12 protein-coding genes are annotated in these 15,936 nt (G+C 41.6%); 8 read left to right on the forward strand and 4 right to left on the reverse strand.

From position 1 onward, the window contains the following. Nucleotides 1–2 precede the first annotated feature (2 nt). The 4 genes from ilvA (at nucleotide 3) to can (ending at nucleotide 4,598) form a co-directional block, all read left to right on the forward strand. Complete coding sequence (gene ilvA, locus PAARA_RS07860) at nucleotides 3–1,556, forward strand: threonine ammonia-lyase, biosynthetic (RefSeq protein ID WP_062568499.1); 1,554 nt, start codon at nucleotides 3–5, stop codon at nucleotides 1,554–1,556. A 128-nt stretch (nucleotides 1,557–1,684) separates the two neighbouring features. Beyond that, on the forward strand, nucleotides 1,685–2,689 hold the full coding sequence (locus tag PAARA_RS07865; protein ID WP_157066186.1) for an ABC transporter substrate-binding protein: 1,005 nt from the start codon (nucleotides 1,685–1,687) through the stop codon (nucleotides 2,687–2,689). A 49-nt stretch (nucleotides 2,690–2,738) separates the two neighbouring features. Next, entirely contained in the window at nucleotides 2,739–3,917 is a 1,179-nt protein-coding gene (locus PAARA_RS07870) for a methyltransferase (RefSeq protein WP_062568500.1), read from the forward strand. Between the two features lie 18 nt (nucleotides 3,918–3,935). Then, nucleotides 3,936–4,598: a carbonate dehydratase gene (can, locus tag PAARA_RS07875; protein WP_062568501.1), complete on the forward strand. Its 663-nt coding sequence runs from the start codon at nucleotides 3,936–3,938 to the stop codon at nucleotides 4,596–4,598. 51 nt (nucleotides 4,599–4,649) lie between these two features. Here the strand turns inward: can and ubiK are convergent, their stop codons facing one another. After that, entirely contained in the window at nucleotides 4,650–4,913 is a 264-nt protein-coding gene (ubiK, locus tag PAARA_RS07880) for a ubiquinone biosynthesis accessory factor UbiK (RefSeq protein WP_054561163.1), read from the reverse strand. A 111-nt stretch (nucleotides 4,914–5,024) separates the two neighbouring features. Between ubiK and rep the strand changes: the two genes are divergently transcribed. Continuing rightward, complete coding sequence (rep, locus tag PAARA_RS07885; RefSeq protein ID WP_062568502.1) at nucleotides 5,025–7,037, forward strand: DNA helicase Rep; 2,013 nt, start codon at nucleotides 5,025–5,027, stop codon at nucleotides 7,035–7,037. Here the strand turns inward: rep and PAARA_RS07890 are convergent. From PAARA_RS07890 to elbB, 3 genes are all read right to left on the reverse strand, one after another. Further along, nucleotides 7,027–9,591 (reverse strand): diguanylate cyclase domain-containing protein, encoded by a 2,565-nt coding sequence (locus PAARA_RS07890; protein WP_062568503.1) that lies wholly within the window; start codon nucleotides 9,589–9,591, stop codon nucleotides 7,027–7,029. The two genes, rep and PAARA_RS07890, sit on opposite strands and share 11 nt — an antisense overlap. A 202-nt stretch (nucleotides 9,592–9,793) precedes the next feature. Next, a complete protein-coding gene (locus PAARA_RS07895; RefSeq protein WP_062568504.1) occupies nucleotides 9,794–10,186 on the reverse strand; it encodes a c-type cytochrome in 393 nt (130 codons plus the stop codon). A gap of 171 nt (nucleotides 10,187–10,357) precedes the next feature. After that, nucleotides 10,358–11,008: an isoprenoid biosynthesis glyoxalase ElbB gene (gene elbB / locus PAARA_RS07900; RefSeq protein WP_062568505.1), complete on the reverse strand. Its 651-nt coding sequence runs from the start codon at nucleotides 11,006–11,008 to the stop codon at nucleotides 10,358–10,360. Nucleotides 11,009–11,519: 511 nt separating this feature from the next. On the opposite strand from elbB, the gene polA reads away from it, so the two are divergent. The 3 genes from polA (at nucleotide 11,520) to PAARA_RS07920 (ending at nucleotide 15,932) form a co-directional block, all read left to right on the forward strand. Then, a complete protein-coding gene (polA, locus tag PAARA_RS07905; RefSeq protein WP_062568506.1) occupies nucleotides 11,520–14,255 on the forward strand; it encodes a DNA polymerase I in 2,736 nt (911 codons plus the stop codon). Nucleotides 14,256–14,826: 571 nt separating this feature from the next. Beyond that, the gene (locus PAARA_RS07915) at nucleotides 14,827–15,414 is read left to right on the forward strand and encodes a YceI family protein (protein WP_062568508.1); all 588 of its coding nucleotides are present in this window, start codon (nucleotides 14,827–14,829) and stop codon (nucleotides 15,412–15,414) included. Next, complete coding sequence (locus PAARA_RS07920) at nucleotides 15,414–15,932, forward strand: DUF1285 domain-containing protein (RefSeq protein WP_062568509.1); 519 nt, start codon at nucleotides 15,414–15,416, stop codon at nucleotides 15,930–15,932. Before PAARA_RS07915 ends, PAARA_RS07920 begins: the two co-directional genes overlap by 1 nt. Nucleotides 15,933–15,936: the final 4 nt, after the last annotated feature.

Here is a 15,936-nt window from a genome sequence, read left to right on the forward strand (position 1 = left end):
TTATGGTTTCTCAAGAGCTCGATTATTTTCGCGCTATCATCCAAGCGAACATGGAGCCGCTTGCAAAAGTCACCGAGGTCAGCGAAATGGCTGATCTTAGTGCACGGCTAGGCAACCATGTGTGGTTAAAGCGTGAAGACCAACAACCGGTTTATTCATTTAAACTTCGTGGTGCCTTTCATAAACTGAGCAAGTTGCCAAAAGGCTCTGATGTGATCACCGCTTCAGCGGGTAACCATGCGCAAGGTGTCGCACTCAGTGCCTCATTTTTAGGGCATAAAGCAACGATTGTAATGCCAGTCACAACACCAGAAATTAAAGTGAATGCAGTGCGTGCGTTAGGTGGTGAAGTGGTATTACACGGCCATCATTTTGATGCAGCAAAAGCCCATGCTTTAGAGCTTACTGAGCAGCGTAATGGGGTGTTTGTGCCACCGTTTGATGATCCCGATGTGATTGTTGGCCAAGGTACGGTTGCCCGTGAATTAATGCAGCAACTGAATGACCTTGATGCCGTCTTTATTCCTGTTGGCGGTGGTGGCTTACTTGCAGGCATGGCTGTGTATATAAAGTCGTTACGTCCTGATATCAAAGTCATTGGTGTTGAAGCTGATGAGAGTGCTTGCCTAAAAGCCGCGCTTGAAGCAGGCAAGCCCGTTGAGCTTGATCGTGTCGGTAGCTTTGCAGATGGCGTAGCCGTAAAAGTTATCGGCACAGAAACGTTTCGTTTAGCACAAAAATTTTGCGATGAGGTTGTCACTGTAACGGGCGATGAAATCTGCGCCGCAATGCAAGATATCTTTGTTTCAACCCGCGCTATAGCGGAGCCTTCAGGGGCGCTATCAACAGCGGGTCTGAAAAAGTGGTGCCAACAAAATGGGGTGAAAGGCTTAAACGTGGCTGCGATTTTATCGGGTGCGAATTTAAACTTTGACCGCTTACGTTATGTTGCTGAGCGAACGGCGCTAGGTGAAAAGAACGAAGCACTCCTTGCTGTGACGATTAAAGAAGAGAAGGGCAGCTTTAAGCAGTTTTGTAACTCGTTAGGCGGCAGGGCCATCACCGAGTTTAATTATCGCTATGCAGGCCCTGGCGAAGCGCAAATTTTTGTCGGTATAGCACTAAGGCAAGGCCAACAAGAGCTTGATGAGCTAAAAGCGGCACTGACAGAAAATGATTATACATTTTGCGATCTATCAGATAACGAGCTGGCTAAATTGCATATTCGTTATATGGTGGGAGGTAAAGCGCCAGCCCAACTTCATGAGCGATTACTGCGCTTTGAGTTTCCTGAATACCCAGGTGCATTAGCACGATTTTTAGATACCCTTGGTAGCAATTGGAATATCACTTTATTCCATTACCGCAATCATGGTGGATCGATTGGTAATGTGCTGGCTGCCTTTGCGATTGAACCGAGTGATTATGAGGTATTCAATGAGCATTTGAACCGTTTGGGATACAACGTTCAAGATGAAACGAACAATCCATGTTTCACCCAGTTCTTAACTAGCCAAGGTCAAGAATTGAGTGAAGTCAAAGCAGCTAATCAGTAACTAAATATAATCAAGACTGCTAATGAGGAGTCTTGATTTTCCCTCTATTTTTCCTATAGTTAATGCACGGTTTCAAGCAAGGATGTTGCGTGCAAGGTATAAAAGGCCTACTAGGGTTAACCTGTTTAATGCTCTCTATGAGCGCACAATGCGCTGATAAAGTTAGCCTACAACTAAAATGGACTCACCAGTTTCAATTTGCAGGCTACTATATGGCTGCAAAAAAAGGCTTTTATAAGGAAGCGGGCCTTGATGTTTCCATAATACCTGCCGATCCGAATGCGCCAGATACCTTCCCAAAACTGTTAAGTGGCGAAGCCGATTTTGCCATCACTCACTCAGGCATATTACAAAAGCGCCAGCAAGGCGCGCCAGTTGTTGCCCTTGGAGCCATACTGCAGTTTTCGCCATATTGTTGGATGGTAAAAAATAACTCAGATATTTTTCAGCCCAGAGACTTTGCTGATAAGAAGCTTAGTAAAATCGGTTCAGTTGAAAATGCAGAGTTATTGGTAATGTTGCAACGCGCGGGGCTTGATCAACAAAGTTTAATAGCTGCAAGTCATGAAGGGGGCATTGAACAGTGGCTTGCCGGTGACTTAGATGCGGTGCAAGTTTATGTCACCAATGAGCCCTACACGATGACATTACAAGGAGTGGGTCATCGACTCATTTGTCCGCAAAAGTTTGGTTTGAATGTGTATGGTGATATTTTATATACCAGCGAAGCAATGGTTGAAAAAAATCCAGATATCGTTGAGCGCTTTTATCATGCAAGTATTAAAGGCTGGCGTTACGCGTTATTACATTTAGAAGAGAGTATTGCCGTTACTCAACATGATTATGCTACTCATAAAAGCTTACAAGAGCTTGCTTATGAAGCAAATGTATTAACGAGTTATATTAAGCCGCCAGGCGTAAATCTTGGCAGTATGTCGATGGCAAAGTGGCGTTTAATTGCTGAATTATATGGCCTAGATCAAACCGAGTTTGACCGCGCGTTTAAAAACTTTATGTATCAACATCAAGATGATGGCGGCTTTGAATTATCTTGGATGCTTATTCTAGCTATTGTACTGAGTATTTTATGCATCCCTCTTTATATCCGTTTAATCAGCAGTGGTAGGCGTTAAAGGGTGAAAAACTGTTATAATCACTTTTATTTTTTGTCGTTTAGAAGTTATGACGCTTGCTCAGCAATTTATTGCCTTAGATACGCTGCTTTTTAAAACTCGCCAATACTGGCAATGCACCGCCTTCGATTTTGATGATCTTCCTTGGCCTGAATTAGCCAACTTACTATGGACGCTGGATGACCAACAAGTTAGCGAGCTTGATGCCGATCAGCCAGCTTTATATCGTTATTTTGCTGAGGCAATTGAGGGCATCGACCAGTTGGCTCTGTTGTGTGAACTGCCAGCTATCAGTACTGCCCGTAATGAGTTTCCGTTTTGGATAAGTAATGGCATTAAAGGTCGTAAATTTGAGCAACTACAAGACTTTGTTGCAGCGATTAGTCAGCAGTCATTAAACCGGCCTGTTTTAGAGTGGTGTGCAGGTAAAGGGCATTTAGGTCGTATGCTGGCATTCAATGGTGCGCCAAGTGTACATAGCATTGAGCTGCAACAGCACTTATGTGAACAAGGCCAGCACAGTGCTACACAACAGCACTTGGCAATGCAGTTTTCACAAGCTGATGTATTAACCGACAACACCGATGATTTTTTTGAAAGCCAGCAGCATGCTGTGGCTCTCCATGCCTGTGGTCGTTTGCATCAAACATTTATGCAGCAAGCAAGCAAAGCGAAAACCCAGCAAATCAGCTTTTCACCATGCTGTTATCATTTATTCACAGATAACGCTTATCAAGCAATGAGCGAGCCAGCAAAACAAAGTCAGCTTGCGCTTACGCATCGTGATTTAAAACTGGCACTACAAGAAACGGTAACGGCACCGAGTCGCGTCGATAAGGTAAGAAAAACAGAGGTTGAATGGCGTCTTGGGTTTGATGCGTTACGTAAATCAATCACTGGTGAATTACACTATGTGAGTGTGCCGTCAGTGAACAAGGCAATCTTCTCTGATTCTTTTGAATCATTTTGTTTATGGGCGGCTGAGAAAAAATCATTACCCCTACCTAAAGGTATTGATTACAATGAATTTTTAGAGGTAGGCAAAAAGCGCAAAAGGGTCACCGAGCGAGTTGAACTCGTCCGACATGTGTTCAGAAGGGCAATTGAAGTTTGGCTCGTGCTCGATCGTGCTTTATATTTGCAACAACAAGGATATCAAGTAACGGTGAGCACGTTTTGCGAGAAACAGCTGACACCAAGAAATATCTTGATCCAAGCTAATTATTAAAAACCGTAAAGAGGCGCAATGAGAAAGTTAAAAAATTTATTCGAAAATAATAGACGTTGGGCAGCACGTACGAGTGAAAATGACCCTGAGTTTTTTAAAATTCTATCAATGCAGCAAAATCCAGAGTACTTATGGATCGGTTGTTCTGACTCGCGTGTACCTGCAAACGAAATCGTAGACTTGTTACCGGGTGAGTTATTTGTCCACCGTAACGTAGCAAATGTGGTTGTACATACCGACCATAACTGCCTTTCAGTGATGCAATACGCTGTTGAAGTGCTAAAAGTAAAGCACATCATGGTAGTAGGTCACTATGGCTGTGGTGGTGTACAAGCGGTATTAAACGAAGCACGTTTTGGCTTAATCGATAACTGGCTACGCCATGTGGGTGATGTAAAAGAAAAACATATCGAACAACTCAATGCATTACCTGAGCAAGAGCGTTTAAATAGCTTGATCGAACTAAACGTTATCGAACAAGTGCGTAACGTATGCCGTACTAATATTGTGCAAGATGCTTGGGCGAAAGGCCAAGAGTTAACAATTCATGGTTGGGTGTATGGTTTAGCAAATGGTCATTTGAACGACCTAGAGTCGGTCGTAACCTGTGCTGAAGAAGCCAGTGATACCTATGGCATTGCAGTAAAGCGCGTTTTTGAACGTGTTGCTGAAAAAAGCTAATAACCAAAACTAGCTAGATAGAAAAAAGGAGAGCGAATTCGCTCTCCTTTTTTATTGTTCGTCTTGTTTGCTAGCAAGTTGTTGCTCTAATAAAGCCACTTTTTCTTCAAGCTCAGTGAGTTTTTCACGAGTACGAATAAGTACTTGGCTTTGAATATCAAATTCATCACGGCTTACAAAGTCCATCTCAGCAAGTTTGTTTTGAATAGCTTGCTTGGTTTTACCTTCGACTGTTTCGGCAAGGTTTTTCACGCCTTGCGGCATGTTATCGGTGATTTGCTTAGCGATTTCTTCAAGTTTTGCTGGGTTGATCATCTTCGTCCTTTGAGTCACGTAAAAAAACAATCTTACCTTATTGGCTAGGCGTAGTGTAGTGATTACGGTAAAATTGCCCGTCCTGTCTTTGGATAATTTCTTTAGGGGCTTATGAAACTCAACCCAAAACAAGATGAAGCGGTAAAGTATATTAGTGGGCCGTGCTTAGTATTAGCCGGTGCGGGCTCAGGTAAAACGCGTGTTATTACTAATAAAATCGCTTACTTGGTGCAAAAGTGTGAGTATCAAGCACGCAATATTGCTGCGGTAACCTTTACCAATAAAGCGGCGAAAGAAATGCGTGAGCGTGTAACGCAAACACTTGGCAAGCAGGAGTCGAAAGGCTTATGGGTTTCAACGTTTCATACCCTTGGGCTTGAGATCATCAAAAAAGAGTTAACGACGTTAGGTTTTAAACCTGGGTTCTCATTATTTGATGATCAAGATACCAACCAGCTATTAGCTGAACTGACCGAAGAAGAGCTTAAAAAAGACAAAGATCTACTCAACCTTCTGAAGATGCAAATAGGTAGCTGGAAGAACGAATTGATTCTACCAGAGCGTGCTATTCGAGAAGCCCGTGAGCCACAAAAAGCGTTGTTTGCTCAGCTGTATGCGCGTTATCAAAATCAATTGCGTGCTTACAACGCCCTTGATTTTGATGATCTGATCATGATCCCCACCTTATTGTTAGGCCAAAATGCTACGGCACGTGAACGTTGGCAACAGCGTTTTCGTTACTTGCTGGTGGATGAGTATCAAGATACTAATACCAGTCAGTATCAACTGGTTAAGCTATTGGTGGGTGAACGCGCTCGTTTTACCGTGGTAGGCGATGACGACCAGTCTATTTACTCTTGGCGTGGTGCTAAGCCACAAAACCTTGTGCTATTGAGTAAAGACTTTCCGGGCTTGCGTTTAATTAAGCTTGAACAAAATTACCGAAGTGCTGGGCGAATTCTTAAAGCGGCGAATATTTTGATTGCCAATAATCCTCATGAGTTTGATAAAAAGCTATTCAGTGAGCTAGGTTATGGTGAGCCTATTAAAGTGATTGGCTGTCGTGATGAAGAGCATGAATCTGAACGAGTGGTCGCTGAGATCATTTCACATAAATTTATGAAGCGCACTAGCTATAAAGATTACGCGATTTTATACCGTGGTAACCATCAAGCGCGTGTGTTTGAAAAAGCACTCATGAGCAACCGCATTCCTTATAAGATCAGCGGCGGCATGTCATTTTTCTCGCGTTCAGAAATCAAAGACATCATGGCGTATTTACGTTTGTTAGTGAACCAAGATGACGACAATGCCTTTTTACGTATTGTAAATACGCCTCGCCGTGAGATTGGTACGGTGACACTGGAAAAGCTAGGTACCCTAGCTAATGAAAAACACATTAGTTTATTTGCTGCCTGTTTTGAACCTGAGCTTGCGCACCGATTAAAAGGGCGTGGCTTTAATGCCTTAGCTGGCTTTGCTCGCTGGGTGGTTGAGCTTTCTGATAATGCGGTACGGGGCGATACCCTGGAAGCTGTAAAAGAGTTAGTTAGGCAAATTAACTACGAAGCATACCTATATGAGTCATCACCGAGTGCAAAAGCTGCTGAAATGCGTATGAAAAACGTTTCGGAGCTTTATCGTTGGATCACCGATATGTTAACAGGGGACGCAGACAATCCACCACTGAACCTTGCCGAGGTGGTTAGTAAACTGACCTTACGCGATATGCTTGAGCGTAACGAAGAAGAAGATGAATCTGATGCGGTACAATTGCTGACTCTGCATGCTTCAAAAGGTTTGGAGTATCCGTATGTGTTCATGGTAGGCATGGAAGAGGGCTTATTACCGCACCAAGTGAGTATTGATGAAGATAACGTTGAAGAAGAGCGTCGTCTTGCTTATGTAGGGATCACGCGTGCTCAGCAAGAGCTGGTCATGACCTATGCTAAGTTACGCCGTCAATTTGGTGAAACCTCAGACACAGAGCTGAGTCGCTTTGTGCAAGAATTACCACAAGATGATCTAGCCTTTGAAGCGAAGAAACCACCGTCTTCACAGGCTGAGCGTATGGAGAAAGGCCAAGCACGAGTCGCTAATCTAAGAGCCATGCTTAAGAAGTAATACTTTGTACTGTTTGTGAAAAAGGACTAAAAGGGGCTAGGGCGTGTTGTTTGCCTATAAACAAGGATAAACCGTGCTTATCTAACAAGGTGCGGTAGTTAAAAATCGATGGCCCCTTGGCGATTACCTGAATATTTTGGATATTCGTAATGGCCAACACGCCTTGCAATTGTAGGTGATAATTATCTTGTTGGAGCACACGTTTACTGAAAGTAGAACTAAGTAGTAAGTAATCAAAGTTAAACTCAGTCAGTAAATTAAGCTCACATCTGTCTTTTGCGAACTCGTTTAGTCCTACCGAAAACCCTTGTTCAATTAAGCTTTTTAAGTTTTCAATTTGTACCGCAGATGCATAACGGATTTCTTGCTCATTAAATAACAAACACATTCTCTGTGCGTTGTGTGCATTTAATAATTGGCGTAACGATTGAAAATTAATACGTTCTAACACTAAGCCTGAACAGGGGAAGAGTACTTTTTGTAAGTTAGCATTATGGGCTAATTCGAAAGCTTGTTTTAATAAGCTAAGCTCCACTTCGAAATGTTGAACTTTATCGGTTGCAAACTTTTTCAATACCTCAAAACTGGTACTGCCAAGCACGGGGTGTTCACCAAATGCTTCCAATAATGACTCAGCTCTAGATTCCTCATTGAGTGTGATGATTTCTGCGCTTCTAAAATGCATTGGCAGATCATCAAGATGATGCATACTCTCGGTTTCATGTTGAGAAGTGGTTGTATTCAATAAAGGGTGGAAGCACTCAAAACGGTTACGCCCTGCATTTTTTGCATAATACATCGCAGCATCTGCATCACGAATAATTTCATCGGTATGTTTATAACTTGCTTTTGAGTAAGTAATGCCAATACTTGCGCCACTTTGAACGCACTGACCTTTCATGCAGAAAGGTTTTTTCATTATCTCAATAATACGTTTTGCAACATCTTCTGCTTGCTGTCTTTCGGTTAAATGATTTAACAGTACCACAAACTCATCACCGCCTAAGCGAGCTAATAAGTCGTGCTCTCTTATACAGTGTGAGAAAGACTCGGCAACACCAATTAGAAATTGATCCCCTGCTTGGTGACCAAGTTGATCATTTATATCTTTAAATTTATCTAAATCAATAAATAAAACCGCAAATTGTTGCTCAGGATAACGTTGATAATGTTGTAATGTTTTTTCAAGTTGAGTTAAGAATAAGCTACGATTGGGCAAGCTGGTTAGTGAGTCATGATGTGCATCATGATATAGCTGTTGTTCTATTTTTTTACGCTCTTCAATTTGCATTTGTAAATGCATATTTGCTTGGCGAAGTTCTTTCGTTTTTTCTGTAACCCGTTGCTCAAGTTTTTGGTGGCTCAACTTTAACTCTTGGCTTGCTAAATGAGCCTGAATTACGCTTGCTATTTGATGTGATACAAAAGTAATTAATTCGCAATCATCTTGGCTAAATTCATGTTTATTACAATAAGCTTGGCAAACAATAAGACCAATGACCCCTTGTGACGTTTTTAGTGGAGCGCCTAACCAACTGGTTGCTCTTCTTTGTGGTGGGACATCGATAGGGCGTTCAATGACGCCTAGTTTTATTAAATCTTTTGCTCTTTGCTCATCTATCACTTGGCACTTTTCTGTACTAAGTACTAATTCACTGTAGCCTTTGGCGAAAGGCCTAGGTTTTGCGTTGTCATTAAATTCATCGACGCAATAGGGGAAGCTTAACCAATTAGTTGTTTGATCATACAAGGCAATGTATAGGTTATCGGCATAGGTGATGGTTTTAATAATTTCATGCACATGGGCATAGACGTCTTCAACGTTTTTACTCAAAGTTGCCAGCTCTGAGATTTTGAATAAAATTTGTTGGCGATCGAGTGCTTTTTTACGTTGTAAAATTTCATCATTTAAAGCTTGGTTACTTTGCGTCAGTGCACGGGTGCGAATTTTGACTTCAGACTCAAGTAACTCGCGTTTTTTCACCCGTTCGATTGCTGTTGCAAGGTAAAGCGACATGACTTCTAGTAGTTCTATTTGCTGCTCTGTATAGTTTTGTGCCTTGTCATAACTTTGCGCGACCATGACACCAATGATGGCTTTCTCACGGTAAACGGGTACGCCCACCCAATGCTCTGCTGGCGTGCCGTATGCTTTAAACAACCCCTTCTCAACGGCTTCTTGTGTTTGCTGTTTAGAAAAATAGCTTGTTTTGCCGTGCTTAAATACGTACCCAGTTAAACCATCTTTGAAGAAATGTTCATATTTTAGAGGGACAGACAGGCCATCTTTTTCATCGGCAAAATAAGAAAGTTCAAGGTTATCTGTAACAGGGTTATTTAGTACGACATAAAAGCTTTTACTGGGTATAAAGTCTTGAAGAATATTATGAATAGCAGGGTAGAGCAGGGTTAATTCGGCAACAGTACTTGCTTGCTCTGAAAGTTGTAGTAGAGCATGCTGCAAGTGATGTGATTGCTTATATTTCTTTATAAGCGATTTTAAGCGAGCATTTTTATGGGCTAGCTTTTCAATGTGTGTTGCTGAATCTTCCAATGATTTAGAACCAGTTATTATTTTTGTTTATTTATTGTTCTCTATAGTTCCACTTTTTTCGTAGATCGTCAAGTAGATGATGGTCTCTATTAGTAGTGAAGATATGCGATTATAGGTACGAATTGCTTGGGTTTGAGAGGAGTTAAAGAGCAAAAAAAAGGGCTTAACAGAGTTAAGCCCTTCGTCGTTATTTATTTAGCAATTATTTGCTAGTCATAAAGTCGATTGCTGCACTGATTTCTTCATCAGAACAGTCCATACACGTCCCTTTCGGCGGCATGGCATTAAAACCATTGATTGCGTGATCTAATAAGGTATCTTTACCTTTCGCAATTCGAGGAGCCCAGTCATCTGCTGATTTAGGTGCGCCAAGAGCACCTGTGCCGTGACATGCAAAACATGCGGCTTGATAAACTTGTTCACCAGAACGTGGACCTGTTGGCTCAGCAGCAGCAGCCGCTTTATCACCTTCTAGATATACAGAACCAATTGGCGCTAGACGCTTTTTAATGGCATCTTCAGTCAAAGAGTTGTCATATGCTTGCGCATATGCCGTTGTTGCTAGCAGTAATAATGCAGCTGATAGTTTTTTCATTTTGCCTTGCTCACTTCGATTTGAACGTGATCAATCACGATATATATGACGGAAATTAGAACGATTATAACGCTAAGCCACAATTTATAAAATGATCTGAAAGGCTTTTTCTTTATAAAAACCGTCATTTTTTGCGTTAGCGCAATAAAAATTAGCTGCTTAAATAGCGCACTATGCCAATTCGAGTACTTTTTTAACGAGTTTTTGAATCCCTGCATCAGCATCTAATAAACTCTGCGCTAACATATAGGCGGGTGTGGTGACGACTTTATGTTGCTCATCAATAACAATATCGTCAACAGCACACGCTTGGTGATCGCCGCCTAGCTTTTCGATGGCAGAGGCTGTGTCTGTATCATTACCAATGGTTGTTTTAACACCTTGACCGTAAATAAGAGGTAGCATAGCGGGCGCAATACACATATAACCTGCGGCTTTATTAGCTTTAACAAAATCTGTACAGGCTTTTAGTACGTCATTTTGCACCTGAGCTGCAGGGCCTTTTACTGCAAAGTCAGATAGATTTTTAGCGGCACCAAAGCCACCTGGGACAATTAACGCATCAAATTCATTTACCTTTAACTCTGTAATTGCTTTTATATCACCACGAGCTATGCGAGCAGCTTCTACTAACACATTACGATTAGGCGCCATTTCTTCACCGGTTAAATGGTTGATTGTGTGTAGTTGGTCAATATCGGGTGCAAAGCATTGATAAGACGCACCTGCTTTTGCAATGTGCAACAGGGTAAGTACTGCTTCGTTAATCTCTGCGCCATCGTAAACACCGCAACCTGCTAAAATAACAGCCACTTTTTTCATTTGATATCTCTCCTTAATGCAACTGGGTTTAGTGTAGCAAGTATCTAAGTAAGACCACAAAATAAAATAATTTTGTCGTTAAAATGCTCGCAACACACGATGAATCGCTGTTTATGCCTTTTCATAAAATACTAACGTTAAAAAAAGTATAAAGGATCGCTATGATCTTTGATCCATTGTGCTAGAATACTCCTCCGGTTATGGAAAGGGACGTTATATTCGTTGTCGAATAGACACAGGACGTGAATAAATAAAACCGTTTTCCACATTGGGTAAAATAATAAAAAAAGAACCTCGTATTATCTTTTTTAAATAAAAACATAAACTTACATGAAATTCCTAAGTGTAAATCTTCTTCGGGAGGATTGCTTGTGGGTTTTATCTACAAAGTTATCCACAGCTTGCTATTATAGAAACCGTTATTGGTTAATAATTCACAGTCGTTTTCTTCATAGCCTTATGGCATGCTTACAGACAATTTAATGTTATTCAATTAGGATCCAATTTCACCATGGCTCAGATCCCTGAAAATCCACTTGTTCTTGTTGATGGTTCTTCTTATTTATTCCGTGCATATCATTCGCCACCACACCTTACTAACTCAAAAGGTGAAGCGACAGGCGCAATCTATGGCGTAGTTAATATGCTGAAAAGTTTGATCAAACAATATGATCCATCACACATGGTGGTAGTGTTCGATGCCAAAGGTAAAACCTTTAGAAATGACATGTACAGCGAATATAAAGCCAACCGCCCACCAATGCCGGATGACTTACGCACACAGATCGCACCACTGCATAACATTATTAAAGCAATGGGTTTTCCACTTATTAGTATTGAAGGTGTTGAAGCGGATGATGTGATTGGTACCTTTGCACGTATTGCCTCTGAACAACAACGTCATGTGCTGATCTCCACGGGCGATAAAGACATGGCGCAGCTTGTTAATGAACACGTAACGCTTATTAACACGATGACCGATAGCATTTCAGATCCAGAAACCGTGGTTGAGAAGTTTGGCGTGGGGCCTGAGCTGATCATTGATTACCTTGCCTTAATGGGCGACAAAGTCGATAACATTCCTGGTGTTGATGGTTGTGGTCCAAAAACGGCGGTGAAATGGCTACAAAAATATGGATCATTACAAGGGGTGATTGATCATGCTAGTGAAATCAAAGGCAAGATTGGTGAAAAGCTTGCTGCAGCACTTGATCATCTACCACTTAGCTATGAATTAGCGACGATTAAATGTGATGTTGAAGTTGAATCGGAGCTTGAAAATTTCAAACTACAAGAGCCTAATCGTGATGAACTGATTGCACTCTACGGCGAATGTGAATTCCGCCGTTGGTTGGCAGAACTACTGGATAACCCTAAAGACGCTGACACACACTTGGATGTGCCAACAGAAGCTAACGAACTACCAAAAGTCGCTGATGCACACTACGAAACTATTTTAACTGAAGAGCAACTTGATACTTTAGTAAAGCAATTAAATGACGCTGAACTTTTTGCTTTTGATACTGAAACAACCAGCCTTGACTATATGCAGGCGCAATTGGTTGGCATGAGCTTTGCGGTTAAAGCGGGTGAAGCAGCGTACATTCCAGTTGCTCACGATTACCCTGATGCGCCTGAGCAATTAAGCTTAGAAACCGTTATGGCAAAAATTGGCCCAATCCTCGCGGATGAAAACAAAGCCAAAGTCGGACAAAATCTTAAGTACGATAAAAGCGTATTAGCTAACGCCGGCTTTGAATTAAACGGTATTAAGTTCGACACTATGTTGGAGTCGTATGTTTTTAATAGTGTGGGTAGCCGTCATGATATGGACTCGTTGGCACTTAAATACCTAGGCCATAAAAATATCAGCTTTGAAGATATCGCAGGCAAAGGTAAAAAACAGTTAACGTTTAATCAAATTGAGCTAGAAAAAGCGGCGCCGTATGCCGCAGAAGATGCTGATATAACACTTCGTCTTCACCAAGTGCTATGGCCAAAAATTGATGCTGACAGCCAATTAAAATCAGTCTTCGAAGACATTGAGTTACCACTCGTTTCTGTGCTGTCTGATATTGAACGTACCGGTGTAGCGATTGATAGTAATATGCTTGCTGCTCATAGCCAACGCTTAGGCGAACGCCTGTTAGAGCTTGAGCAAGAAGCTTATGATATGGCTGGTGAAAAGTTTAACTTAGGCTCGCCTAAGCAGCTGCAAGCAATTTTGTTTGAAAAGCTAGCACTTCCCGTTATTAAGAAAACACCAAAAGGCGCACCTTCAACAGCTGAAGAAGTATTGCAAGAGCTGGCTCATGACTATCCGTTACCTAAGGTGATTATCGAACACCGTGGTTTATCTAAACTAAAATCAACGTACACAGATAAACTACCGCTAATGGTTAATGAACGCACAAAGCGAGTACATACCTCATACCATCAAGCAGTAACAGCAACAGGGCGCTTAAGCTCAACGGATCCTAACTTGCAGAATATTCCAATTCGTTCGGAAGAGGGACGTCGTATTCGTGAAGCCTTTGTTGCTGCAAAGGGGCATAAGATAGTGGCTGCGGATTACAGCCAAATTGAATTACGTATCATGGCGCATTTATCACAAGATAAAGGTCTACTTACCGCGTTTGCTAATGGTTTAGACGTACACAGTGCAACGGCCGCAGAAGTCTTTGGGGTAAATCTTGAAGACGTAACCAGCGATATGCGCCGTAAAGCAAAGGCTGTTAACTTTGGTTTAATTTACGGTATGTCGGCGTTTGGCTTATCACGTCAATTAGATGTACCACGTCATGAAGCACAGCATTATATTGATAAATACTTTGAGCGTTTCCCAGGTGTGCTTGAGTACATGGAAACAACCCGTGAAAAAGCAGCTGATAAAGGCTATGTAGAGACTATTTTTGGTCGCCGATTACATTTACCAGAAATCAACGCAAGAAACGGGGCTCGTCGTAAAGCGGCAGAACGCGCTGCTATCAATGCACCAATGCAAGGCACCGCTGCTGATATCATCAAAAAAGCGATGCTGAAAGTTCACCAGTGGGTAAACGCACAAGCTGAAGGTTCTGTTAAATTACTTATGCAAGTACACGATGAATTAGTGTTCGAAATTAAAGAAGAATCTGTGGACGATTATAAAGCAGAAATTTGTAAGCTAATGTCTGAAGCCGCCACGCTTGATGTACCACTGATTGTTGAAGCCGACAGTGGTGACAACTGGCAACAAGCTCACTAATCGCTGAATTAGGAGTCGCGAGTATAAAATACAAGTGGCTCTGCAGGATTAAAATGTAGTCGCGGGTTTATCCCGCGCTTTCACTTTTATAGATTTCGCGACATACAATCACTCCTCCCAGTTTGGCCGACTTACAGCCACAAGATCACTCACGTAAATGATTAAGTACTTCACGGCAAAACGACTCCTTATAAAGGAAAAGTTACTTACGCCACACGTTGAATAACCGATAATGTAAAACGGCTTTTATTGTAAAATTAAAGTTAACAAGAAAAGACCGTTTTATCGTTTCGTTATATGTTTATCAATTCGTGTTTTTTAGTAGCAGATTTAATTTATTTTTAACTGAGTATTTGCTAAAGTCCGCGCCGTCCTCATCCTGTAGGACATCCTGTTGATGATGCATCTGAAAAGATGCAACGTATTGATAGCTTCTCCCCAGTTTGCTATACCGACTCACTCCTTGTTGAGTGAGTCGCTTTTTCTTTATCTTATCATACAATTCATTGCACAAATTAACCTAGATGATACCATCAAAAGTGATTCTTATTTACTTTCGAAGGAATGCGTTATGTTTAAATCTATGGCAATTGCTGCCTTTTCATTATCGAGTTTATTAGTTGCCCCTTTAGCCAGCGCAAACTGGCAAGTTAATAATGAGCAAAGCAAAGTGAGCTTTGTCTCTATCAAGAAGAATTCAATCGCTGAAGCACACCATTTTAAAAAGCTATCAGGAGGCTTGAACGAGCAAGGTCAATTAAAATTAATGATTGATTTGACGTCTGTTGAAACTCTCATTCCAATTCGTAACGAGCGTATGACTAAATTACTGTTTGAAACACATGAATTTCCAAACGCAATTTTGACGGCAGATCTCAGTAAAACACTTGCAACCCTTAAACCAGGCCAACATGTACTAAAAGGTTTAAAGGCTGAATTAGACTTTCATGGTAATAAGAAAGAGTTAACGATTGATGTACTTGCTAATATGTCACCGAAAGGCGATGTAACCGTATCATCTCTTACGCCAGTTATTATTAATGCAAGTGATTTCAAAGTAACAGAAGGCATCAGCGAATTACAAAAGCTAGCGGGTTTACCATCCATTGCAACAGCTGTCCCTGTTACTTTTTCGCTCACGCTTGATAAAGAAAAGTAATGCAATCGCTTGCTGAGTTAGAAGCCGCCCTTCAGACACCCGATAAACCGTTTGATCAATGGCAGCCACAAAGTTGTGGGCAATTGCCAATAACGATTGATGCGCAAGGGCGGTGGTTTTATGCCGGCAGTGAAATAAAACGCGAGGCAATGGTTAAACTCTTTGCCTCCGTGCTTTGCCAAGAAGCTGACAGCTATTTTTTAAAAACGCCTGTTGAGAAAATGGCTATCACAGTCGATGATGTCCCCTTTATGATTGTTGATTGGCGTTTTGAAGAGACTGAACAAGGTCGTGCGCTTTGCTGTGTTGATAATTTACAGCGCAACTGGTTGGTATCAGAAAAACAGCCATTAGAGCTACGTGAATTTGCTGGGGTGAGTGTACCTTACTTACAATTGGCCCATGGCTTGGCTGCAAGGGTATCGAGAAAGGTGTATTATCAGTGGGCGGAAATAGCCTGCTCAGACGAGCAGGGCTATTACATAGAATCATTAGCCAAGCGTTATTACTTAGCCTGATTGG

Origin of the sequence: Pseudoalteromonas arabiensis (genome assembly GCF_001550155.1) — a bacterium.
In the GTDB taxonomy this organism is placed as follows: domain Bacteria; phylum Pseudomonadota; class Gammaproteobacteria; order Enterobacterales; family Alteromonadaceae; genus Pseudoalteromonas; species Pseudoalteromonas arabiensis.